Source organism: Corynebacterium sp. UMB10321 (genome assembly GCF_030228725.1).
GTDB classification, from domain to species: domain Bacteria; phylum Actinomycetota; class Actinomycetes; order Mycobacteriales; family Mycobacteriaceae; genus Corynebacterium; species Corynebacterium pseudogenitalium.
Genome location: NZ_JASOZC010000011.1, coordinates 17,060 through 38,149, shown reverse-complemented (window position 1 = coordinate 38,149; position 21,090 = coordinate 17,060). Strand labels below are relative to the sequence as shown.

Annotated in this window: 21 protein-coding genes; 13 read left to right on the top strand and 8 right to left on the bottom strand. The window is 62.5% G+C overall.

All coding sequences use genetic code 11. The features are described 5' to 3' along the window. The first annotated feature begins 2 nt into the window (after positions 1-2). Together QP752_RS09705 and QP752_RS09700 are read left to right on the top strand one after the other, a co-directional pair. Positions 3-509: a hypothetical protein gene (locus QP752_RS09705; protein WP_070362095.1), complete on the top strand. Its 507-nt coding sequence runs from the start codon at positions 3-5 to the stop codon at positions 507-509. Further along, positions 509-934: a hypothetical protein gene (locus tag QP752_RS09700; protein ID WP_256005345.1), complete on the top strand. Its 426-nt coding sequence runs from the start codon at positions 509-511 to the stop codon at positions 932-934. The genes QP752_RS09705 and QP752_RS09700 overlap by 1 nt, the downstream gene beginning before the upstream one ends. Positions 935-938: 4 nt before the next feature. On the opposite strand, the gene QP752_RS09695 is transcribed toward QP752_RS09700, so the two are convergent. Then, on the bottom strand, positions 939-2,966 hold the full coding sequence (locus tag QP752_RS09695; RefSeq protein WP_256005343.1) for a TPM domain-containing protein: 2,028 nt from the start codon (positions 2,964-2,966) through the stop codon (positions 939-941). 4 nt (positions 2,967-2,970) lie between these two features. On the opposite strand from QP752_RS09695, the gene QP752_RS09690 reads away from it, so the two are divergent. Continuing rightward, positions 2,971-4,284, top strand: a complete 1,314-nt coding sequence (locus tag QP752_RS09690) for a deoxyguanosinetriphosphate triphosphohydrolase (RefSeq protein ID WP_284805381.1) — start codon at positions 2,971-2,973, stop codon at positions 4,282-4,284. A 119-nt stretch (positions 4,285-4,403) separates the two neighbouring features. Here QP752_RS09690 and QP752_RS09685 read toward each other — a convergent pair whose 3' ends face one another. The 5 genes from QP752_RS09685 to QP752_RS09665 form a co-directional block, all read right to left on the bottom strand. After that, a complete protein-coding gene (locus tag QP752_RS09685) occupies positions 4,404-5,345 on the bottom strand; it encodes an ArsA family ATPase (protein WP_284805380.1) in 942 nt (313 codons plus the stop codon). Further along, positions 5,336-5,599, bottom strand: a complete 264-nt coding sequence (locus QP752_RS09680) for a cory-CC-star protein (RefSeq protein WP_284805379.1) — start codon at positions 5,597-5,599, stop codon at positions 5,336-5,338. Before QP752_RS09680 ends, QP752_RS09685 begins: the two co-directional genes overlap by 10 nt. Then, positions 5,583-7,277: a carbon starvation protein A gene (locus QP752_RS09675; RefSeq protein WP_256042244.1), complete on the bottom strand. Its 1,695-nt coding sequence runs from the start codon at positions 7,275-7,277 to the stop codon at positions 5,583-5,585. The genes QP752_RS09680 and QP752_RS09675 overlap by 17 nt, the downstream gene beginning before the upstream one ends. A 249-nt stretch (positions 7,278-7,526) precedes the next feature. Continuing rightward, positions 7,527-8,528 (bottom strand): hypothetical protein, encoded by a 1,002-nt coding sequence (locus QP752_RS09670; protein ID WP_284805378.1) that lies wholly within the window; start codon positions 8,526-8,528, stop codon positions 7,527-7,529. Positions 8,529-8,598: 70 nt separating this feature from the next. Further along, positions 8,599-8,994, bottom strand: a complete 396-nt coding sequence (locus QP752_RS09665; RefSeq protein WP_083329387.1) for a ribonuclease domain-containing protein — start codon at positions 8,992-8,994, stop codon at positions 8,599-8,601. Positions 8,995-9,030: 36 nt separating this feature from the next. On the opposite strand from QP752_RS09665, the gene dnaG reads away from it, so the two are divergent. After that, on the top strand, positions 9,031-10,944 hold the full coding sequence (gene dnaG / locus QP752_RS09660; protein WP_284805377.1) for a DNA primase: 1,914 nt from the start codon (positions 9,031-9,033) through the stop codon (positions 10,942-10,944). Here the strand turns inward: dnaG and QP752_RS09655 are convergent. Further along, entirely contained in the window at positions 10,941-11,540 is a 600-nt protein-coding gene (locus tag QP752_RS09655; protein ID WP_284805376.1) for a MazG nucleotide pyrophosphohydrolase domain-containing protein, read from the bottom strand. The genes dnaG and QP752_RS09655 overlap by 4 nt on opposite strands. A gap of 20 nt (positions 11,541-11,560) precedes the next feature. Between QP752_RS09655 and QP752_RS09650 the strand changes: the two genes are divergently transcribed. Both QP752_RS09650 and QP752_RS09645 read left to right on the top strand, forming a co-directional pair. After that, positions 11,561-12,214, top strand: a complete 654-nt coding sequence (locus QP752_RS09650) for a hypothetical protein (protein WP_256042250.1) — start codon at positions 11,561-11,563, stop codon at positions 12,212-12,214. A gap of 9 nt (positions 12,215-12,223) precedes the next feature. Then, on the top strand, positions 12,224-12,688 hold the full coding sequence (locus QP752_RS09645; protein WP_284805375.1) for a hypothetical protein: 465 nt from the start codon (positions 12,224-12,226) through the stop codon (positions 12,686-12,688). Between the two features lie 230 nt (positions 12,689-12,918). On the opposite strand, the gene QP752_RS09640 is transcribed toward QP752_RS09645, so the two are convergent. Then, the gene (locus tag QP752_RS09640) at positions 12,919-13,347 is read right to left on the bottom strand and encodes a hypothetical protein (protein WP_284805374.1); all 429 of its coding nucleotides are present in this window, start codon (positions 13,345-13,347) and stop codon (positions 12,919-12,921) included. A gap of 122 nt (positions 13,348-13,469) precedes the next feature. Between QP752_RS09640 and QP752_RS09635 the strand changes: the two genes are divergently transcribed. The 7 genes from QP752_RS09635 to QP752_RS09605 all read left to right on the top strand — a co-directional run bounded on the left by QP752_RS09635 (position 13,470) and on the right by QP752_RS09605 (position 21,074). Further along, positions 13,470-14,282, top strand: a complete 813-nt coding sequence (locus tag QP752_RS09635; protein WP_284805373.1) for a lytic transglycosylase domain-containing protein — start codon at positions 13,470-13,472, stop codon at positions 14,280-14,282. A 240-nt stretch (positions 14,283-14,522) separates the two neighbouring features. Continuing rightward, a complete protein-coding gene (gene eno, locus QP752_RS09630) occupies positions 14,523-15,797 on the top strand; it encodes a phosphopyruvate hydratase (RefSeq protein ID WP_284805372.1) in 1,275 nt (424 codons plus the stop codon). A gap of 90 nt (positions 15,798-15,887) precedes the next feature. Continuing rightward, positions 15,888-16,505 carry a septum formation initiator family protein gene (locus QP752_RS09625; protein ID WP_284805371.1) on the top strand — a complete coding sequence of 206 codons (618 nt, stop codon included), beginning with the start codon at positions 15,888-15,890 and terminating at the stop codon, positions 16,503-16,505. 511 nt (positions 16,506-17,016) lie between these two features. Beyond that, complete coding sequence (locus QP752_RS09620) at positions 17,017-18,201, top strand: ImmA/IrrE family metallo-endopeptidase (protein ID WP_070362110.1); 1,185 nt, start codon at positions 17,017-17,019, stop codon at positions 18,199-18,201. Between the two features lie 96 nt (positions 18,202-18,297). Further along, the gene (locus QP752_RS09615; protein ID WP_070362111.1) at positions 18,298-19,314 is read left to right on the top strand and encodes a DUF3644 domain-containing protein; all 1,017 of its coding nucleotides are present in this window, start codon (positions 18,298-18,300) and stop codon (positions 19,312-19,314) included. Positions 19,315-19,566: 252 nt separating this feature from the next. Next, on the top strand, positions 19,567-20,112 hold the full coding sequence (locus QP752_RS09610; protein WP_070363454.1) for a DUF501 domain-containing protein: 546 nt from the start codon (positions 19,567-19,569) through the stop codon (positions 20,110-20,112). Beyond that, positions 20,109-21,074 carry a Ppx/GppA phosphatase family protein gene (locus tag QP752_RS09605; protein ID WP_284805370.1) on the top strand — a complete coding sequence of 322 codons (966 nt, stop codon included), beginning with the start codon at positions 20,109-20,111 and terminating at the stop codon, positions 21,072-21,074. The genes QP752_RS09610 and QP752_RS09605 overlap by 4 nt, the downstream gene beginning before the upstream one ends. The last annotated feature ends 16 nt before the right edge of the window (positions 21,075-21,090 follow it).

Sequence of the window (21,090 nt, the reverse complement as noted above, 5' to 3'; positions counted from 1 at the left end):
CCATGCATTACGTAAGCTGGGACCGCACGCAGCGCGACGCCCCGAAGCTGTTGGCTGAGGCCGGCCCGGAGGTACTCGGCGAGTTCACGCACGAGTCCGCAACGGTGGGCGGGCAGCAGTGGGACCTGCTGGTCGCCCCTGAGTCCGGCGCGGTGGCGAAGTGTAACGGTGAGACAGTGGTGGAAGCCACCGCGTCCTTGGCGCGCGCGAAGGAGATCCCTGTACACATCGGGGAGCGCTCCTACGTGCTGGTCAACGAGTGGGGCAAGAACTGGGTGGTCAACGACGCCGCCGGCGAGAAGGTCGCGCAGTTCACCCAGGACCACAACGGGGTGCGCAAAGCAATCCTCGAGTTTGAGGGCGAGACCACCCTGCCTGCCACTGATGTGGCGGGGTTGGCGTGGGTAAGCCGCGAGGTCCTGGAGGCGAAGAAGCTCGGGATTTCGAACGCTCTGATCGGCACGCTGTTGCTGTTCTCGGGAATCATCGTGCTGGTGATGTTCCTCTAATGACCACGGTGTGGTGGCGCGGTGCGGCGCTCGAAGGAACCGATGCGACGGTGGCAACCCTGGAGGGCGCCACGATCACCGCGGACGGCCACCGCATCACCATGGTGTCGACGTCCCCCGCGTCCCTGCGTGCAGTCGACGAGCGCGGCCAGCGCTACCAGCTGCGCAAGACCAGCCTGACCGTGGCGCGCTACACCGCCGAATGCGGCGGCAGGCCTTACACGGTGCGCAGGACCCGGGGGCGCCGCCGCGACATTATCGACGCCCGCGGCACCACCGTCGCAACGACAAACGGCCACCTCAACGGTGAGTTGGAGGTGACCGTTCTAGGGGACTGCGCCTCCGAGGCGCTCGTGGGGGACCTGCTGTTTATAACGTGGGCGCTCACGTACGTGGATACGCCCACGCGTAGGCTGCGCTACTAGCCGGTTAGAAAGTGCCGCCGCGGGTGTTCATCCCGCCGCCGCCACCGCCGCCACCGGAGAAGCCGCCGCCTCCACCGAATCCTCCGCCCCCGAAGCCGCCCCCGCGGTTGCCGCCGCCGGACAGGATCGAGCCCCACAGCACGGCCTGCGCCATGGAGTTCGCGGTATCGCGGGCTTGGGCGCGGCGGTACTGATCCAAGTCGTCCTTGGCGGCCTGGATCGCGCGACGCGCGGTGGTGGTTGCCTGGCGGGCGTACTCGATGGCCTCGCGGGTGTTGCTGGTGCGGCGCTGCTGGGCCTCCGCGTACTCGCGCTGTGCCTGGGCCAGCAGGGTGCGCGGCTGCGAGCTGATGATGCGGCCGCGGGAACGAATCATGTCCTCGGCGGACTGGATCTGGGTGGTGGCCACCTGCATCTGCTGGTCGAACATGGTCAGCGCCCGCGACTGGTCGTGGGCGGCGCCCTCGGCGCGTTCGATTTCTGCGTCGAGCTGGGCGTCCACGTCGCTCAAGTCGGCGTACAGGCTCAGTGGGTCGGTGGTGTTGCGGTCGCCGATGTTGGCGATGGCCTCGCGGGCGGTCGCGGTGACGCGGTCGAGGGCGGTCACGTCAATGTCGGCACCCTGTTCGCGTGCCCCCTTGAGCTGCGCGATCTGCTCGATCTCGTCGCGGATTTCCTGGATGAGCGAGGACAGGTTCTCCTTCGCTGTCCGGATGTTCGCGTCGGCGTGTTCGATGGCGGACAAGTTATGGTCGGAAAGTTCGACGGCGCGGGTGGCGGCGGAGAGGACGTCGAGAAGCGGGCCCTGCTCACCGGCCGGACGCGCGGCAAGACCGCGGGCCTTGTCCAACTGCGCCTCGGCCTCGTCGAGAGACTCGGCGGCGAGCTCCACGTTGCCGTCGATGGAGTGCAGCATCTGGGCGGGGTACTGCTCCCGCAGCGCCACCAGCTGCTGCTTCGCAGGCTCCAGCCGCGAGCGCAGATCCACGGTGCGCTGCATCACCTTCTCGATCTCCTCCGGCGCGCGCATCAGCACACCGCGCATCGAGTTGAACTCCTCCGTCTTCGCGCGCAGCGACGCCTCAGCCGTGCGGGCAGACGTAATGATGTCGATGAGCATGGCGCGCCGCTCCGGCTCGGTCTCCGGGATGGCGTCGTGCAGCGCCTGCTGGGTGCGAAACGCGCGCTGCAAGGCGGTGGTCGCCGAGTTCATCGCGGCAGTAAACGGCCGCACGCGGTCCGCGCCGAACTCGGAGGTAGCCAGGCGCAGCTCCTCCTGACCCTGCTGTACGGATTCGTCAGCGGCGACGAGCGTCTCCTGCGCCACCGCGTCCAGGGTGGCGGTAGGCAGGCGGTTCAACGAATCCGCATCGCCGGGTGCCAGCTCGCGTGCCGACGCCACCTGCGCCTCCCGGTGCTGCTTGTTCTTACGACGCGACACAGCCCAGTACCCGCCACCAGCAACCGCGGCGAGCCCGGCACCGCCAGCAATCAGGCCGGTCGCCTCGCCGCCACCTGAGCCCGAACCCGTGCCGCCCGAACCAGCACTAGCGCTGCCGGCCGCCTCAACCGCGGCCAGCGCGGCACCCGCCCAGTCAGACTGCACCAACCTCGCGTACGCAGCCTGGTCAATCGCGTCCGCCTCCGCTGACGACCACTGCTCGCCAGTAGTCACGCTGTAGGCGCGCTCATTCGGCGAAATCGCGATGACTGCCGTGTTCGGCCCGTTGGCCCGCACCGCGTCCTCCGTCCACTCCGACGGCGGCGTTCCCTCAAAGGAATCTAGGAACACCACCCGCACCGAGCGACCCTTCTGCGCGCTGACCTGCGCGATAGCGTCCTCAACCTGGGAGACCTCCCCAGCGGTCAGGACGCCAGCTTCGTCGGTGACTGGCGTCGTCAATAAGCTGGGCTGAAGTGCCAGCACAGACACGGACGGCGCTGCAGCCTGCGCCACCGGAGCGACGGCCAGCAACGCGCCCCCAACAAACAGCGGGGCAGCGGCCAAGAGACGGTAATTGCGCTTAGTCATGCCAATGAGGGTAGTCGCTCACACAGAAACGTGCCGGAAACGTTTACGCTCAGTAGACGTGTACACCTATAACGCCGCAGACGTCGAACGCCGCGCCCCCGAAGCCGCAAAAGGCGCCCAAACCGCGCCCCAGGCGGACACCCGCGACGCGTTTGCCCGCGACCGTGCCCGCGTCCTCCACTCCGCGGCACTGCGCCGCCTCGCCGACAAAACCCAAGTCGTCGGCCCCCGCGACGGAGACACGCCCCGCACACGCCTGACCCACTCGCTGGAAGTCGCACAGATCGCGCGCGGCATCGGCACCGGACTCGGCCTCCACCCCGACCTATGCGAAATGGCCGGCCTCACCCACGATATCGGCCACCCGCCCTACGGCCACAACGGCGAAAACGCCCTCAACGAAGCCGCCCCCTGCGGCTTCGAAGGCAACGCACAAACCCTGCGCATTCTCGCGCGCCTCGAACCAAAAATAATTATCGACGCCACCACCTACGGCCTCAACCTCACCCGCGCCAGCCTCGACGCCGCCACCAAATACCCGTGGACCCGCACCAACCCCGACGGCACAGTCAACCGCAAATACTCCGCCTACGACGAAGACGCCGACGTCCTCGCCTGGGCGCGCGCCGGACACACCGATTCGCGCCCACCCATGGAAGCCCAAGTCATGGACTTTTCCGACGACATCGCCTACTCCGTCCACGACGTCGAAGACGGCATCGTCTCCTCGCGCGTGTCACTGCAGGTCCTTTGGGACTTCGTCGAGCTCGCCGCCCTCGCCGAGAAAGGTGCCGCCGCGTTTGGCGGCACCGCCGACTCCCTCATCGACGCCGCCGACCGCCTCCGCGCCCTGCCCGCCATCGCCGCAGCCGCCGACTTCGACTTCACCCTCCAGTCCTGGACCCAACTCAAAGCGCTGACCTCCCAGCTGGTCGGGCGCTACGTCGGCGGGGTCACGCAGGCCACGCTCACCGACGAAGCAAACAACGTGCTGGGCAGACAGCACGGCAACCTCGTGGTCCCGCGCGACGTGGAGGCAGAGGTCCGTCTTCTCAAGACCGTCGCCGTGCTCTACGTGATGGACGAGCCCGCGCACCTCGCTCGCCAGGATCGGCAGCGCGACCGCATCTTCCACGTCCATGAATACCTGCGCGCGGGCGCGCCGGGCACCCTGGACACGATGTTCCAGCAGTGGTTCGAGGCCGCCGAGACAGATCTGGAGCGCGAGCGCGTCATCGTGGACCAGATCGCTTCGATGACGGAGTCGCGCCTTGAGCGCACCGCGAAGAAGGCCGCCGCGTTCGACGGATTTTACTAGAGGTATGCCTCGCGAGATTATTCGGGAAATCGTGAACAAAATTGCAGTTTTTGTGACTCGGCACACAAGCAAATCTGTTCACAAAATCCCGACTCAACTTGAGAGCAGTACTCCCACCATCACGAGGAGAGGAATCCAGCGATCTGCTCGAGCGCACCCCGCGTGCCAATTTCGCCCGGAAGCCACGGAAGCTCAAGGATCGGCACCGGCAGGTCCAGCAGCTCCAGCGCTCGCGTTTCCACCTCGCGCCTTCCCGCCAAAAAAGAGCCGGCCTCATCGGGTGTGCGTCGATTGACGACGGCCCCGCCGACGTGCACGCCGTGGGAGGTGAGCTCCTCGTAGAACTCCATCGACTCCATGACCGGCAGGCGCTCCGCGGTCAGCACGATGTGGAAGACGCACTGGGCGGGATCGGTGAGGACAGTGCGCAGGCGCTCGAACTTGCGGCGGCGCTTCAGTAGCGTGGAGCGGATCTGCTGATTGCGGCGGTCGACGGGGGAGCCGCTGTCCCCGGAAGTGCCGCCCATCCCGCGGACGAGCTCGCTGAACTTGTCTGACTTGTCGCGCCGGGCCAAGAGGCCGTCGGTGTAGGCGGCCATGACCTCGGGGAGTGCCATGAGGCGGGAGGTGTGGCCGGAGGGGGCGGTGTCGAAGATGATGTGGTCGTAGTCGCCGCGCTCTGCGACGAGGTCGGCGACGCGTTCGAGGAGTGCGGCTTCGTACATGCCGGGGGAGTGCCGCGACATCTCCAGGTGGCGGTCCACTTCGCGATGGAGACGCTCGGGCATCATGGCGCGCATTGATTCGCCAACCGCGCGCAGGTGCTGCTCCGTGATAGTTGCCGGGTCGAGCTCGATGGCGTGGAGGTTCGGTTCGAGGGCGGTGGGGGCGTCGTCAAGCGTGGTGCCCCAAATGTGCCCGAGGTTGTGTGCGGGGTCCGTCGAAACTAAGAGGACGCGGCGGCCGCGCGCGGCGAGGCGCACGGCTGTGGCGGCGGAGATGGTCGTCTTGCCGACGCCACCTTTCCCGCCGAAGAACATGACTGGGGCGTCTAGCAACATGAGATTCCGTCGAGTGGTGAGCGTTCCATGCCCATGCGGGTGTGCCAGGCGTGGAAGTCGTCGTAAAGCAGGGGGAGGAGTTCGAGCGTGTAGTAGCTGGCGGGGTTCGGGATGCCGAGCATTTCGGAGGCGACGAGCATGGTGAACAGGTCGTCCTCCTCGCGTGCGGCGCGGGCGAATTCGCGGCGGTAGGGCGCCTGGTAGAACTCGCTGAGGCCCGCGCCGAGCGCGGCCAGCTTACTGCGCAGGCTCATGGACCGGCGTGTCCTCCCAGTCGACGGCTGGCTCGCGGCGCGCCTTGCTGATCGCGGTGATCGCCTCAACGATGACCCAGATCGCGCAGATAATAATGACGACGTCGATGGCGAGCAGCAGCCAGTTGCCCGCCTCGAAGAGGGTGCGCAGCTGCAGCACCGCCGCCCACAGCGACATCAGCGTGACGAACGCCAGCGGGATCAGCAGTGGCAGCGTCGGGCGACGCAGCCTGGTCAGGATGACCACCAGGACTGCCAGGGTCAGCCCGGCCATCAGCTGGTTCGTGGTGCCGAACAGCGGCCAGATGATCATGCCGCCGGAGCCGTCGAGGCCCGTGGAGAACGTCAAGCCCAGCGCCGCTCCCACCGCGATGATCGTGGCTGCCAGGCCGGAGAGCTTCACACCCATAATCTGGCCGATCTCGCCGACCACCATGCGCTGCAGACGCACACCAGAGTCCATCGTGGTCGCAGCGAAGAGGACAGCCATGGTGGCCAGAATCGTGGCCGACAGGGACGTCGGTATGCCCAGGCCCTGGTTCATCAACGCACCGCCGCCTTCGACGAAGGCGTTGACTCCGCCGGCGTTCCACTCGTTGTACACGTTCTCCCAATCCGCGATCGTCTTGTAGCCGCCCGTCGTCGCCACAATCGTGCCGAGTGCCAGCAGGCCCTCACCAACCGCACCGAAGTACCCAACGAAGCGCGCGTCCGTCTCCTTATCCAACTGCTTCGCCGACGTACCCGAAGCAACAATGCCGTGGAAGCCAGACACCGCACCACACGCAATCGTCACGAAGAGCAGCGGGAAGATACTCGGCGTGCCCTCCGGCACCGCCTCATTAATCGACGGCGCCACAATCTCCGGACGCACAATAAAGAACGAAGCGTACAAAATAATCAGACCAACAAACAGCTGCAGACCATTGATGTAATCACGCGGCTGCAACAGCACCCACACCGGCAGCATCGACGCAATGAACGCGTACACGAACAGCAAAATGATCCAGATACCGCGATCCGGAATACCCATCACCGTCTCCGGCAGCGCGAGCGGCACGCGGTCACCAATCACCATCAGCGCGTACAGCGCCACAACACCAACCACCGACACCAGCGGCAGATTCCACTTCAGGCGGTAAATCGCCTGCCCAATCAGCACCGCCACCAGGATCGCGCCCCACGTCGGAATCACCGCCGACGGCGTCGCGATCAGCAGGTTCGAAATCACCACCGCGAACGCAGTATTCACCATCAGCAGCAGCAAGAAAATGACCACAAGGAAGAGGTTTCGTCCCCGCGCGCCGATGTAGCGCCCCGACAACGTGCCAATCGACTGGCCCCTATGCCTTTGCGACGCCCACAACGCCCCCAAATCGTGCATCCCCGCAAAGAACACCGTTCCCAAGGTCACCCACAGGAATGCGGGCAGCCAACCCCAAATCACAGCGACTGCCGGGCCGATAATCGGCGCGGCGCCCGCCACGGAAGTGAAGTGGTGGCCCCACAGCACGTACTTGTTGGTGGGCACGTAGTCCACGCCGTCCTCCATGGTGTGCGCCGGGGTCTCATAGCTCTCAGAGAGCTTATAGACCCGCTGGCCCAGGAACTTTGAATAGAGCAGGTACCCGGTGAGCAGCATCGCCAGCCCGATGAGTACGAGGAAGAGCGAGTTCATGCGGTCGCCTTTCTGTCAGTGTCTTGAGTCACAACTGCGGAAAGTATGCCACACCTCACAGCCCATTTCCGGTGTTTTCTAAACTCTCCCGGAGGTTCTCGTCGGCGACGGCTCGTGTGGGGTGGGGATATGCCTCGAGAGATTGTTCGGAAAATCGTGAATAGAATTGCGTATTTTGTGACTCCAACCACACGCAATTTTGTTCACAATTTCCCGACTCCGCTCGAGAGCACACATGCCACCCCAAAATCACCACGCGGGAAGAAGGCCTTCGGGCCGCTCATCGTCGGGGAATCTGCTAATCCGTGCGATGTAGGCTTCAATGGTTGCGTCGCGTGGGGAGCTGTCAACATATTGCAGTGGTTCGCGCGGGCCCCGGCAGATGTCGCAATGCGGGCGGCCGCGGTAGGTGGCGCGCACGGTGTCGGCGATGAGGTTGATCGTGCCGCGGAGGTCGCGGTGGAGTGCTTCCACGGGGACGTGCAATGTGCGGACCCAGCTGGTTTCGGTGGGGGCGCAGTGGTCGTCGAAAAGTGGGGCGTCGGTGAGTGTGAGGGCGAAGTGGGTGCCGTACATGACGCGGTGCGGTTGGGTGTGCCAGTAGTGTGCGGGGAGTGCGTGGTGGGAGAGGAGGGCGGTGGCGAGGTAGCTGAGCTCGGGCGCGATTGGGTGGTGGGTGGCGCGCTCCCAGCAGAGTTGGAGGGTGTTGCGGTCGCGTTGGCGGGGCAGGGCCCAGATGGCTGCGGTGATGGTGTCCTCGTGGCCGCCGATGTGTTTGAGGTGGTTGAGGACGGGGTAGAGCTGCGCGCGTGGCTCCCATTTGAAGATGCCCGCGATGGTTTCGGGCAGGGGCGCGACGCGGATTCCGGCGATGGTGTCGGTGGTGTGGAGGATTTGGCGTCGATAGTGGAGGCCGGGGCGCCATTTGCTGCGGGTGATGGAGGTGCCGTTGGGCAGTGCGACTTCGGTGAGTTCGGGCTGTTGGCCGAGGTGCGGCACGGGGAGGCGGTGGAGGCGCGCGGCGGTGCGCCCAACGATGGCGGCTTTGCGGTTTTCGCGGCCGTGGATGAGGGCTCGTGCGATGCGGCGGGTGTCGGGGTCTAGCGTGCCCCACCACTGCTTTTCGACGGCCCCATACCTCCCAATCTGCACCATAGTCCCGCTCGCGACGGCTCGTTTGAGCCGCTGAGCTTGTACTGTGCGCCCCCGAAGGCTGTGAATGTGTGCGCGCAGCGCTGCGAATTCCCCCATGCGTTGGAAGTGTAGCAATTTTGTTCACAATTTCCCGAGTGTGCTCGAGACGCCACCTTCCCCCAGTTGGTTACCTCGGTTGCACCTCGCAGAAGGTGTCGTAATGGTTGTCGGTGTAGTACCACTCGTCGACGACGCCGTCGGCTCCGCCGCCGGTCACGATGCGCCGCAGCCCGCGGTGGTGGACGCCTGGTGTGTCCACGGTGTATTCGCGGTAGTAGCCGAGTGGCTCCTCGGGGAGGGTGCGCTCGTAATTGCCGAAGCGCGAGTCGTCCTCCGGGTGTGGGTAGGGTCCGCCGGATTCGATGAGGTTGATGGTGTCCCAGGCCTCTGCAGGGAGGTTCGGGCAGGAAGTGGGGTCTCCCGACGCGGCGCCCTCGTCCTTGTTGGGCAGGAACGTGTTAATCAGGAGCGCCGCGGCGACAACGACGGCACCGACGGCGGTGTTCTTCGATTTTCGGCTCACGCTGAGTCATTGTGGCACAGGCGCTACGATGTGCGTATGGCTAGGGGCAGAATTCCGGATAGTGACATTGAGGCTATTCGTGAGCGGGCGGCGATCGAGGACATCGTTGGCGAGTATGTGCAGCTCAAACCGGCTGGGTATGACTCGCTGAAGGGCTTGAGCCCGTTTAAGGATGAGAAGACGCCGTCTTTCCATGTGCGTCCGGCGCGTGGTTACTACCACTGCTTTTCTACGGGCAAGGGCGGGGACGTCTTTTCCTTCCTGATGGAGATGGAGCAGATGTCCTTCCCGGAGGCCGTGGAGGCGGTTGCTCAGGAGATCGGCTACCACATTAACTACCAGGGCGGAACCACTGGTGGGCGTGATGTGAAGCCGGGGACTCGCGCGCGCTTGTTGGCGGTGAATAAGGCGGCGCACGAGTTTTACCGTGAGCAGTTGGAGACCCCGGAGGCGGAAGTCGGTAGGAATTTCTTGCTGGAGCGCGGGTTTTCGAAGGAGCTGATTTATCACTTCGAGTGCGGGTACGCCCCGGATGGTTGGGATACGTTGACGAAGCACTTGCTTCGCAAGGGTTTCGACGCCCAAGAGCTCCAGGATGCTGGGATTTCGAGTATGGGGCGTCGTGGGCCGATTGATAAGTTTCGGCGCCGCCTGATTTGGCCGATTAAGGATGTGGCCGGCAACGTGATCGGGTTCGGGGCGCGCAAGCTGTTTGATGATGACCCGATGGGTAAGTACATGAATACCGCGGACACGATGTTGTACCACAAGTCGAAGGTGCTCTTTGGGCTGGATTTGGCCAAGAAGCACATTGCTACGGATCACCAGACGGTGGTGGTGGAGGGCTACACGGACGTGATGGCGATGCACGCCGCGGGGGTGAAGACGGCGGTGGCGTCGTGTGGTACGGCGTTCGGTAAGGACCACATGGCGGTGATTCGCCGCCTCATGCTGGATGACAATTACTTCCGCGGCGAGCTGATTTACACCTTCGACGGCGACGAGGCCGGCCAGAAGGCGGCGATGCGTGCGTTCCAGGGGGACCAGCAGTTTTCGGGGCAGTCGTTTGTGGCGGTCGCCCCCGACGGCCTGGACCCTTGTGACCTGCGCCTTGAGCGTGGGGATTCCGCGTTGCGGGACTTGGTGGCGTCGAGAATCCCGATTTTTGAGTTCGTGATTGAGTCCCTGCTGAAGGACTATTCGCTGGACACGGCGGAGGGGCGCTTGCAGGCGTTGCGACGCACCGTCCCCGTCGTCGCCGGTATCAGCGACAAGGTGCTGCAGACGGAGTACGCGCGCAGGCTTGCCGGCTGGGTGGGCTGGCCGAACCCGGACGAGGTGCTCCAGCAGGTCCGCGAGGAGGCGCGTCGGCCGAAGAAGCAGCAGCGTACCTGGCAGAAGCCGCCGCGTAACCAGCAGCAGGTCGCGCCGGGCCAGCCGCCCGCGTTGGTGCCGCCGAACCCGCAGGATCCGCTGTTGTGGCCGCAGCGCGAGGCGCTCAAGATTGCGCTGCAGTACCCGGAGAAGGCCGGCAGTTACTTTGAGGGTATTTCGCCGGAGGCGTTTACGAACCCGGCGTATCGCCAGGTACGTGACGCGATTGAGAAGGCTGGCGGGGTGACGGGCGCGCACGTGGGACCGCAGTTTTTGGCGCAGGTGGCGCAGGAGATGCTGGACCTGGTGGGCCGCAATTTCGTTTCAGAGTTGGCGGTGGAGCCGATGCACCCGGACGACATTGACCGTTACGTGGATTCGGTGCTTTCACGCCTGCAGGAGACCCGCGTGGGGGATCAGATTGCGCTATTGAAGGCGCAGCTGCAGCGCATGCGCCCCTCTGACGACGAGGCAGCCTACAACGCGCTGTTTTCCGACTTGGTGGCGTTGGAGCAGGCGCGCCGCGAGCTCAACGACCGCGCCCTGCGCGGCGGGGCGTACGGGCCGCAAAGCTAGTTGCCTTTGGCTTTGGCCTCCTGCCACAGCCGGTCCTGGGTTTCGGCGTCGATGGGGCCGGAGCTGCCGTCGAAAAGGTAGGGGGAGCGCGCCTTCATCTTGTCGACGAACCCCTGCGCCACCTCCGCGAACCCGAACGCGCCGCGCTCTGCCGCGATTTCGGCGTGGAAAAGGACTTGCAACAGGACGTCGGAAAGTTCTTTGCGCAAGGCTTCGTCGCCCTCGTTGTCGGTGATGGCGGCGGCGAGCTCCTCGGTTTCCTCGTGGAGGTAGGGCAGCAGCGTTTCGTGCGTCATGGAGCGCTCCCACTGCCCGCGCGTGCGCGCCGCGTGCATGACGGATACTGCCTGGTGGACGGGGTCCTCGAGCGAGGGTACCCGCTCGACGTGCTCACCCTTCGCAATGCGCTCCCGCACGAGCTCGTCCTCCTCGTTCGTGGTGAGCAGCCAGGGGGAGGGGCCGTCGGGGGCGTCGGCAAGGTCCCAACGCACGGAGACGGGCACTTCCATGGTGAACTCCACTGGTCCGCGGATGCGCTGCGCAACTGAAACGGGCAGCATGTCGGGCCAACGAGGGTCAAGCACGAGGATGGTCATAGTGTGTAACAATAGTCCGCATGACAAACCAGATTGCAGAAGCCATCAAGGCCGTTTCCCCAACCGCGGAGGCCGTCGCGCAAGAAACCGTCAGCTTTTCCCCGATCCGCTGGAAGACCGGCTGGCCGCATAACCTGCGCCGCGTCCCACCCTTCCGCGACGACGCCACCGCGACCCTGACCCGCCGCGAAGTCTTCGCCTTCGCGCAGGACGTCGTGGATTCCGAGTTCGCCCGCGACCAGATCATCGACTTTCTGGGTGCGTCCTTCGCGTTCCAGGGCGGCAAGAACGCGCAGGCGCAGCTGAAGCTGCAGCAGTTCCTGCGCAACAAGGGCAAGGCGAACGCGCTGCTGCAGGCGCTGCGCAAGGTCGGCTCCGGTGAGCTCACGCCGGTCCAGCAGTACGAGGCCGTCGTTGCCACGGGCCTGCCTGCGAAGTTCGCCTCCGGCCTGATCTATTTCCTGGCCGGCCCGCAGGAGGCCGCCGACGAGAAGCCGCTCATCATCTGCTCCAACCGCGCGAAGGGCGCCGGCCTGGACGTAACCAGCGACTGGTCCGCCGACGAATACGGCACCTACCTGGCAGCCATCAAGGCCGGGCGCGATGAGCACGCCCCCGAGCTGCCACTCGACGCGGTAGAATTCGCGTTACGTGAGCACGCCCGCCAAGGATAGGAGACCATCATGAAGGCGCGTACAACGGTTCTTGCTGGACTTACACTGAGCTGCGTGGCGCTAGCCGGGTGTTCGACAGGGAAGTCGACGGACCTGGGCTTCGCAGCCGCCGCGCAGGACGGCACGCCGTTTACGGTGTCGCAGGTTGCCGGCGAGCACGCCGAGCGCGCCTATTTCTTCTGCCCGTACACGGACAAGGCGCAGGCTGAAGCCCTGGGCTTCGACCCCGACGATGTCTACAGCATCAACGACAACTCACAGCGCTGGGAGACCTGGAGCGGCATCGGCGTCATCTTCAGCGATGATCGCACACCCGCCATCGAGTGGTTCGACCCCTCAATTATCGACGCCTGCCCCAGCGCCACCACCGGCGATGAGCTTGATGTGCACGCCGCGATTGCCCCCACCGTCGAGCCCGTTGAGTTCGCGGGCGACGAAGGCCCGACCGACGTGATCAAGTTGGTAGTGGAGTAGGAGCTTCTTTGGGGATTGCGCGCTAGCGGGGGCGCACCACATTCCCTCACAGGTTTCGCCCGAACTGGGCTTTTGCCGCGCTCGCCGATCGGAATCGTGGAATGTGGTGCGCGTGCTGCTTGGACTGACACCACATTCCCTCCCGTGCTTTACGTGACCTGGGGAAACGCAAAAGTCGGCGAAGAAAAACGGGAATTTGGTGCGCAAGCAACGGGGCGAGCGCCTAATACCTAGCGTGCCAGGAGCTGGCCCAGGTCCAGGTTGGAGGACAGCTGCTGCAGCTGCGGCGGGATGTTGGTCTGGGAGCTGCCAAGGAGCTTCGCCCAGTCCTGTACTGGGTCCGGCTTCACGATGCCGCACTCCAGCGCACGGTCCGCAACCGCCTGGACGGTGCCGCCGGACATGACGCGAAGGGCGATGGAGTCGCCGATCTTGCCGTTGAGGTTGTTGACCAGCTGCTGACGGGTGGTGTCCTTGCTTGCGACGCCGGTGCCGTTGAGGGTGACGCGCAGGGTGCTGCAGTTCATAGTTTTGACGTTGCCGTTGACCAGCTGCAGGAGCGAGGTGGCGTCCTGTGCCTGTGCTGCTGGTGCTGCGAGGCCTGCAAGGCCGGTCAGGGCTGCGACGCCGATGGCTGCGATACGGGTGGAAATGCGCATAGGGTGCTCACTTTCAGGTTGTAAATAGGTGCTTGAAAAACAGAACGGGATACACCATACCTGTTACTGGTGTGACGCAAGTGAAAATTGGGGATTACGGGGGTAGTGTAGGATCTTCTGCCATGACGTTTTCTGGCCGTCCCGGCAGGCGTGCGCGCGGGTGTGGGTGTGTGGCGCTGCTTGTCGTTGTCGGCGCGGTGGTGATGGTTGTTGCGTTGGTGGCCTTCCTGCTCAGCGCGCTTGGTGGCCCCGAGCAGTTCGTGCAGCGCCAACCCGTCCCGGAAGACGTACCCCCGGCTGCGGCCACGCCACCACCTGCTATCGACGTCCACGCGCCCGGCCGAACCGCCAACGAGCTCCACGCGTGGGCCGCCCCCATCGCGAAGGAAATCGGGGTGGACCCGCAGGCTGTGCGTGCCTACGGTAACGCCGCGCTGATCGCGGCGGAGGCCTGGCCGGCCTGCAATCTGCAGTGGAATACGCTCGCTGGCATCGGTTGGGTGGAGACCCGCCACGGCACCTATACGGGTAAGAGGTTCGACGCTGGTCGCCTCGACGAAAACGGGGTGGCGCAGCCGCCGATCGTCGGCCCGGCGCTCGACGGCACGGGCAACTTCGCACTCATTTCGGACACGGACGGCGGCGCCCTCGATAGTGATACCGAGTTCGACCGCGCGGTGGGGCCGATGCAGTTCATCCCCGGCTCGTGGGCGATCTATGGCCGCGACGCCGACGGCGATGGGGTAGCAAACCCGCAGCAAATTGACGACGCCGCCCTGAGTGCCGCGAACCTCCTCTGTGCGAACGGGCGCGACCTGTCCACTGCGGAGGGGTGGTCGGATGCGGTGCTGACGTATAACCACTCGCGCGAGTACCTCCACAACGTCCGCGATGCCGCTGCGAACTACGCGCTCACCCAGCGCGCCACCCGGTAGGCGTGCCGCGGCCATGCCGAGAAAGCCACAAAAGTGGGCGAAACCGGGCATGGGCAAAAGGTTTGACGAAGATCACATTCTGAATGGTGTGACCTTAAATGGCGTGGTTGTGGGCCTATCTCTGCACGGAAACGCAGGGAAAGCTCGAGTGTGACGAACGCCAACAAGCATTTTTTGCTGCGATCTGGAACAATCGGTAACGGAAATTTGGTTTGGCCAATCTCAAGGAGATGAACTGTAGTGGCTGATATTATGCACGTCTTTGCTCGTGAAATTTTGGACTCTCGCGGTAACCCAACCGTTGAGGCTGAGGCTTTCCTCGACGATGGTGCGCACGGCATTGCGGGTGTTCCTTCCGGTGCGTCCACTGGCGCACACGAGGCGCACGAGCTGCGTGACGGTGGCGATCGCTACGGCGGCAAGGGTGTCCAGAAGGCTGTCAAGAACGTCAACGAGGAGATCGCTGACGCACTGGCTGGCATCGAGGCTGACGATCAGCGTCTGCTCGACAAGGCGATGATCGAGCTTGACGGCACGGACAACAAGTCCCGCCTCGGCGCGAACGCAATCCTGGGCGTGTCCATTGCTGCAGCGAAGGCTGCTGCTGAGTCCGCTGGTCTGCCGCTGTACCGCTACATCGGTGGCCCGAACGCTCACATCCTGCCTGTTCCGATGATGAACATCGTCAACGGTGGCGAACACGCTGACTCCGGCGTTGACGTCCAGGAGTTCATGATTGCTCCGCTGAGCGCTGAGTCCTTCGCTGAGGCTCTGCGCATGGGTGCAGAGGTCTACCACTCCCTGAAGTCCGTCATTAATGCAAAGGGCCTGTCCACCGGCCTTGGTGACGAGGGCGGCTTCGCTCCTTCCGTCGACTCCACCCGTGCAGCGCTTGACCTGATCGTTGAGGCAATCGAGAAGGCTGGCTTCAAGCCGGGCGAGGACGTTGCACTGGCTCTCGACGTTGCTTCCTCCGAGTTCTTCGAGGATGGCGTGTACAAGTTCGAGGGCGGCGAGCACTCCGCTGAGGAGATGGCCAAGGTCTACGAGGAGCTCATCGCTGAGTACCCAATCGTCTCCATCGAGGACCCACTGCAGGAAGATGACTGGGAGGGCTACGCAAACCTGACCAAGACCATCGGCGACAAGGTCCAGATTGTTGGCGACGACTTCTTCGTCACCAACCCTGAGCGCCTCGCACGCGGCATCAAGGAGCACGCTGCGAACGCACTGCTGGTGAAGGTCAACCAGATCGGTACCCTGACCGAGACCTTCGATGCTGTGGACATGGCTCACCGCGCTGGCTACCGCACCATGATGTCCCACCGCTCCGGCGAGACCGAGGACACCACCATTGCGGACCTCGCAGTGGCTCTGGGCTGCGGCCAGATCAAGACTGGTGCACCGGCTCGTTCCGAGCGCGTTGCTAAGTACAACCAGCTGCTGCGCATCGAGCAGGAGCTCGGCGACGCCGCTGTTTACGCTGGTCGTTCCGCATTCCCACGCTTCAAGTAATCGCTTGATTCGTACGCACCCCCTGCCCATCGCGCGCTCGCGCGTGGCAGGGGGTGTCGCGTTTTTCCCTGCTGTACACTAATGAGCACTATGAGCACTGGCACGCCCCGAGACAAGCACACAGCGAAGCGCCGCAGGAAGCGGCTGGCTCGCACTGTGCCCGTGGCGTCCCGCGAGCAGCGCAAGCAGCAGCTCGCCGAGCAGAAGGCAAACAGGGAGTCGCGCTTCGCCGCCCCCAACTTAGCGACGCTCGCCCTGCTCATCATCGTGCTCATCGCCGTACTTGTGGCAGTGGCAGCCCCACTTCGTAACTTCTACGAGGGCCGCAACGAGATCGCGCGCGCCCAGGCAAACATCGAGCATTTGGAGCGCCGCCAGGCGGACCTTGAACGTGAAATCGCGAAGTATGAGGACCCCGAGTATCTCAACCAGGTCGCCCGCCGCCGCCTCGGCGTGATGGAGCCCGGCGAGTCCGCCTGGCGAGTCATCGACCCCCGCATGACCCACGGCACCACCATCACCTCCGACGAAACCCCCGACGACCGCGGCTGGGCCGTATTCCTCTGGGATTCCCTGCGCGAGGTCCCCGATGACGTCCCCGCTGACGCTCCTGAAGAATCGCCCGCCCCGGCAGAATCGCCTGCTCCCGAAGCGCCCGCGGAAGCACCTGCGGCGCCTGAGGCGCCTGACGCGCCTGAAGCGCAGTAAACCGAGCCTAAAAGGTAGCAACAGGATCACTGCAATCCACTTTTTGCACGCTCCCACCTGGATTATTCCAATCCTTATACTCCCATTTGGAGAATGGCCAGGCTGCCAGCCCCACGCCACCCCGAGCGCTCCCGTTGACCGACTAACAGCGTGTTATTCACAGCGTGCGATTAAAGGAGTTCGACGCTGGTCGCCGAAAACCGCCAAGCCCGGCCCAAACAGCGCGACCTGCATCGCACGACATCTAGCACACGCTTTTTACGCCCACGCTGGGGTCCAACAAGCGCAATCAAGAACCAGAACTGTGTAGCCTGAAACCAACCCAACGGCTTGCGACAACGAGAGGAGCAGTGGCTGGTTGATTACCTCACGCTTCCGAAGAGAAAGAAGCGCTCGAAGCTCACTGAGTTCTTCGGCTGGGTCCTTGGGTTTTAACGTTTAACCAGGCAAGTTAAAGTATTCTCAATTCTGTTGTGCCGTTTGCATTACCAAGGTTGAAAGGAGGGAAGCGATGGGGGTTCTGCGTATTGATATTGAGCCGTCCGTATTGGACTGGGCACTGCGACGTACGGGACTCAGTGACGAAAAGCTCCGTGCCACGTTTCCCAAGGTAAACGATTGGCGCTCAGGGGAGGAGCGTCCGACGCTCAACCAAGCGGAAGAGCTAGCGAAGAAAGCTCGTATCCCATTTGGACGGCTCCTTCTACAGGCGCCTTCTGGCGAAGAGACTGATTTACCTGATTTTCGTACTGTCAGAAATGAGCGTCTCGATGGGTTGAGTCCTGACCTGCAGGAAGTTATTCACTCCGCCGAGGCGCGCTTGGGGTGGTACGCGGATTACGCAGAGGAAGTTGGAATTCCCGGTCCTGAAATTCTGCGCTCTGCCCAAGATTCCACCAGTCCCGTCCTGGCCGCTCGCCAGGCTCGCATCGCTCTGGATCTTGATGAGACTTCTCCTATTGCTGGGCCAGAAAAAGTTACGACACTAACGCACCACATGGAAGATACAGGGATTCTAGTATCCCGGAATGCCATTGTTGGAAACTCTACTCAACGTCATCTGAGTATTGATGAGTTCCGTGGATTCACCCTGATTGATGGGGAATACTGCCTGGTGTTTGTGAATACAAGTGACGCTAAAACTGCGCAGCTCTTCAGTCTCGCCCACGAGTTGGGTCATGTTGCTTTGGCGAAGGCTGGTATTTCTGACCACAGCGACCACCTGCGGGTAGAGCGCTGGTGTAACGAGTTTGCAGCGGCATTCATCGCCCCAGAGACTGCAGTGAAGGAACGGTACAACAAGAAGTGTTCTTTGCTCGACAACGTCACGTCTCTGGCAAGCGTGTTTGGCATCAGTAGGGAAGCGATGCTGTTGCGCTTGAAAGATATTTTCCTGATCGAGCAACAAGAGTTCGACGAAGTTATGCGATTGGTCCGTGTCAGGAAAGAAAAGAAAGCCACACAAGAGGGCGGCGGCGGTCCTTCGTTCCATGTTCTCGTTCGGTCTCGAGTCGGCGGACGATTCTTTGAGACGATCACCTTTGCCGCAAAGTCCGGACAAATTCCTGAGAGAGATGCTGCGCGGCTTCTTGGTGCTGCCTCGTATAAGTCCTTTGAGAACTTGGTGAAGAAAAGCGATTGGGCTAGCAGGGAGGCAGAGTACTTAGGAAGCAAATTTCAGCTGATCGGGGATTAGGTTTTAGAAAGCGCAGGCAGGACAGGGTGCGCAGCGAAACCAAAGGGATCGATATTAGAACGTCTTTGCGCATCGATTCGAGTAAACTTTGGTGATATGTGTATCGATGAAGGAAACGAGCAGACAATTACCCGCTTGCTGGATAAGAGTGAGGAGGCGTTTGTTCTTGCTGTCGAACTGTACAATCGACCGAGCTTAAAATACGGTGCGGAAAGTTGTTCGATTTTGTTGTGCAATGCTTGGGAGCTGATGCTGAAAGCTCACATGATCAGAAAGTGGGGCATTGATTCAATTTACTTCAAAGATGATCCTAGTAGGACTCTTGCTCTTTCCGATTGTTTGAAGAGGGTTTTTACGAATGAGAAGGATCCTCTTCGGGTAAACATGAAGAATGTGATGGAGTTTCGTAATACGAACACGCACTTCATTACAGACGAGTACGACTTGTTTTATGGGCCCTTCTTGCAGTCGTGCGTGGAAAACTATGCGGACAAGCTTTGGGAATTGCATAACCGTTCGGTAAGCGAGCTCATCCCAGACAATCGGTTGGCCTTGGCAATGAGAAGAGGTGCAATCGTTCCTGACGTTATTCGGACAAAGTATGACGCTGCAGTTGCGCAGGAACTACTTGCCCGGCGGAAAGATGTTGCGGATGCTATCGGGGCTGAAGGAAATCAGAGGATCGCGGCGACTTACGAGACCTCGTTGAGGCTGGTTAAAAAGAAGAATGATGCAGATTTGAATGTTTACATTCAAAACGGATCGGAGCATGGCATCGCCATCGTCAAGGATGTGAAAGATGCCGTTAGCTTTTATCCTTATACTGCTGGTAACGCGACTAAAAAGATCGATTCTTTGTTAAAGAAAAGAGGCATTACTTTTTGCTTCAATGGTTCAGTGAAAGAGAAGTTTACTACGTATGCTTTCCAGCTCTTTACCAAAGCGTACGAGATGAAAGGCGATGAGCGCTTCTCCTACGACCGTAAGACTGCGGGAGAGAAAACGAGCAATTGGATATATTCCGAGGCAGCAGTCGAATTTATCGCGCATCAAGTTGAAAAAGACCCTGGTCACTGTCTTGATCAGTTAAGAAGGAAAATTAATACAAAATAACTGAGCCGCAAATCGCCTTCGAAAAGTAAAACACCAACCCTTGGAGCAAAGGAATTCTCAGGTCGTTTGACCCTACTCCCATTCGGGAACCCAGCTGTATCCTTCTCGGGTTGGTGCTGTGATCCACATTCTACGCAACCTTAGCCAGTTAGGCAATGCTCCATGACTGATTGTGCAAGAAGCAGCTGAAGCCTTAACCCATCCCACCGCACCGTTCCACCACCGCCCACCTCGTGTGGAACAATGTTGCTCATGCAACCGACTCAAGAGGATCTCAATATCATTCAGGAGCAGCTCGGCCGCGCGCCTCGCGGTGTGCTGGAAATTTCCTACCGCACGCCGGATGGCCAGCCTGCGGTGGTCAAGACTGCACCCAAGCTTGACGACGGCACTCCGTTCCCCACGCTCTACTATCTGACGGACCGCCGTCTCACGGCCGAGGCTTCGCGTTTGGAGGGCGCTCAGGTGATGAAGTGGATGGAGGCCCGCCTGGCCGAGGACGAGGACTTGCAGAAGGATTACCGCCGTGCCCACGAGTACTTTTTGGCGAAGCGCAACGAGATTGAGGATTTGGGTACGGACTTCTCTGGCGGCGGCATGCCGGATCGCGTGAAGTGCCTGCACGTGCTGATTGCGTACGCGTTGGCGGAGGGCCCGGAGCACTTCCGTTTCGGTACGGAGGCTGTGGCGCTCGCTGCTGAGCACGGCAACCTGCGCGGCACCGCGATCCCTGCCGACTGGCCGACGCTCGAAGACCTCGGCATCACGCTCGCGGAGGCGGGGGAGCGCCTCGCATGAGCCAGCCGGTAACACTCGCCGCGGTCGACTGCGGCACGAACTCCATTCGCCTCCTGATCACCCGTTTCGGCCCCGAGACGAACACGTTCGAGGAGGTCTGCCGCGACAACATCATCGTGCGCTTGGGGCAGGGCGTGGACGAGACGGGCGCGTTTAACCCGGAGGCGATTGAGCGCACCCGCAAGGCGCTCGCCACCTACACTGAGCGCATGCTCGCCGAGGGTGCGCAGCGTGTGCGCATGGTCGCCACCTCCGCGACTCGCGACGCTTCCAACCGTGACGTCTTCTTCGACATGACCCGCGAGCTGCTCAGCCAGATCCAGCCCGGCGCGCAGGCGGAGGTGATCACGGGGGAGGAGGAAGCCCAGCTTTCCTTCATCGGCGCCACGATGGACCTTCCCACAGGCGACGGCCCCTTCTGCGTGATCGACTTAGGCGGCGGCTCTACCGAGTTCGTAGTGGGCAGCGGCGACACCATCGAGGGCCGCATCTCCACCCAGATGGGGTGTGTGCGCCTCACGGAGCGTTTCTTGCGCTCGGATCCGCCAGCGCCCGAGGAGCTGCGCGCGGCCCGCGATTACGCGCGCGAGCAGGTCCAGCACGCGGCAGCGGTGGTCAACATGGCGAAGGCACGCATGGTGGTCGGCTGTGCCGGCACCTTTACGACGCTCTCCGCGCTCACCCAGCGCCTTCCCGAGTACGATCCAACCCGCATCCACCTCTCACGCCTCTCCTTCGAGGATCTGCGTGCCACCATCGCGGAGATCCAGGCGTTGAGCGTGCAGGAGCGCAAGGACCACCCGGTGATCCACCCCGGGCGTGCCGACGTCATCCCCGCCGGCGCTGCCGTCGTCGAGGAAATATTGAAAGCCGCCGAGGATCTCACTGGTCTTGACTCGATTGTGATCAGTGAGAAAGACATCCTCGACGGCATCGTGGCCTCGTTGGCAAGCCACGAATAGTTACCTTAACTCATGC

Coding starts and splice junctions, on each gene's coding strand:
- QP752_RS09705 (WP_070362095.1), top strand. CDS start 3: ATGCATTACGTAAGCTGGGACCGCACGCAGCGCGACGCCCCGAAGCTG.
- QP752_RS09700 (WP_256005345.1), top strand. CDS start 509: ATGACCACGGTGTGGTGGCGCGGTGCGGCGCTCGAAGGAACCGATGCG.
- QP752_RS09695 (WP_256005343.1), bottom strand. CDS start 2,966: ATGACTAAGCGCAATTACCGTCTCTTGGCCGCTGCCCCGCTGTTTGTT.
- QP752_RS09690 (WP_284805381.1), top strand. CDS start 2,971: ATGAGGGTAGTCGCTCACACAGAAACGTGCCGGAAACGTTTACGCTCA.
- QP752_RS09685 (WP_284805380.1), bottom strand. CDS start 5,345: ATGTTGCTAGACGCCCCAGTCATGTTCTTCGGCGGGAAAGGTGGCGTC.
- QP752_RS09680 (WP_284805379.1), bottom strand. CDS start 5,599: ATGAGCCTGCGCAGTAAGCTGGCCGCGCTCGGCGCGGGCCTCAGCGAG.
- QP752_RS09675 (WP_256042244.1), bottom strand. CDS start 7,277: ATGAACTCGCTCTTCCTCGTACTCATCGGGCTGGCGATGCTGCTCACC.
- QP752_RS09670 (WP_284805378.1), bottom strand. CDS start 8,528: ATGGGGGAATTCGCAGCGCTGCGCGCACACATTCACAGCCTTCGGGGG.
- dnaG (WP_284805377.1), top strand. CDS start 9,031: ATGGCTAGGGGCAGAATTCCGGATAGTGACATTGAGGCTATTCGTGAG.
- QP752_RS09655 (WP_284805376.1), bottom strand. CDS start 11,540: ATGACCATCCTCGTGCTTGACCCTCGTTGGCCCGACATGCTGCCCGTT.
- QP752_RS09650 (WP_256042250.1), top strand. CDS start 11,561: ATGACAAACCAGATTGCAGAAGCCATCAAGGCCGTTTCCCCAACCGCG.
- QP752_RS09645 (WP_284805375.1), top strand. CDS start 12,224: ATGAAGGCGCGTACAACGGTTCTTGCTGGACTTACACTGAGCTGCGTG.
- QP752_RS09640 (WP_284805374.1), bottom strand. CDS start 13,347: ATGCGCATTTCCACCCGTATCGCAGCCATCGGCGTCGCAGCCCTGACC.
- QP752_RS09635 (WP_284805373.1), top strand. CDS start 13,470: ATGACGTTTTCTGGCCGTCCCGGCAGGCGTGCGCGCGGGTGTGGGTGT.
- QP752_RS09625 (WP_284805371.1), top strand. CDS start 15,888: ATGAGCACTGGCACGCCCCGAGACAAGCACACAGCGAAGCGCCGCAGG.
- QP752_RS09620 (WP_070362110.1), top strand. CDS start 17,017: ATGGGGGTTCTGCGTATTGATATTGAGCCGTCCGTATTGGACTGGGCA.
- QP752_RS09615 (WP_070362111.1), top strand. CDS start 18,298: ATGTGTATCGATGAAGGAAACGAGCAGACAATTACCCGCTTGCTGGAT.
- QP752_RS09610 (WP_070363454.1), top strand. CDS start 19,567: ATGCAACCGACTCAAGAGGATCTCAATATCATTCAGGAGCAGCTCGGC.
- QP752_RS09605 (WP_284805370.1), top strand. CDS start 20,109: ATGAGCCAGCCGGTAACACTCGCCGCGGTCGACTGCGGCACGAACTCC.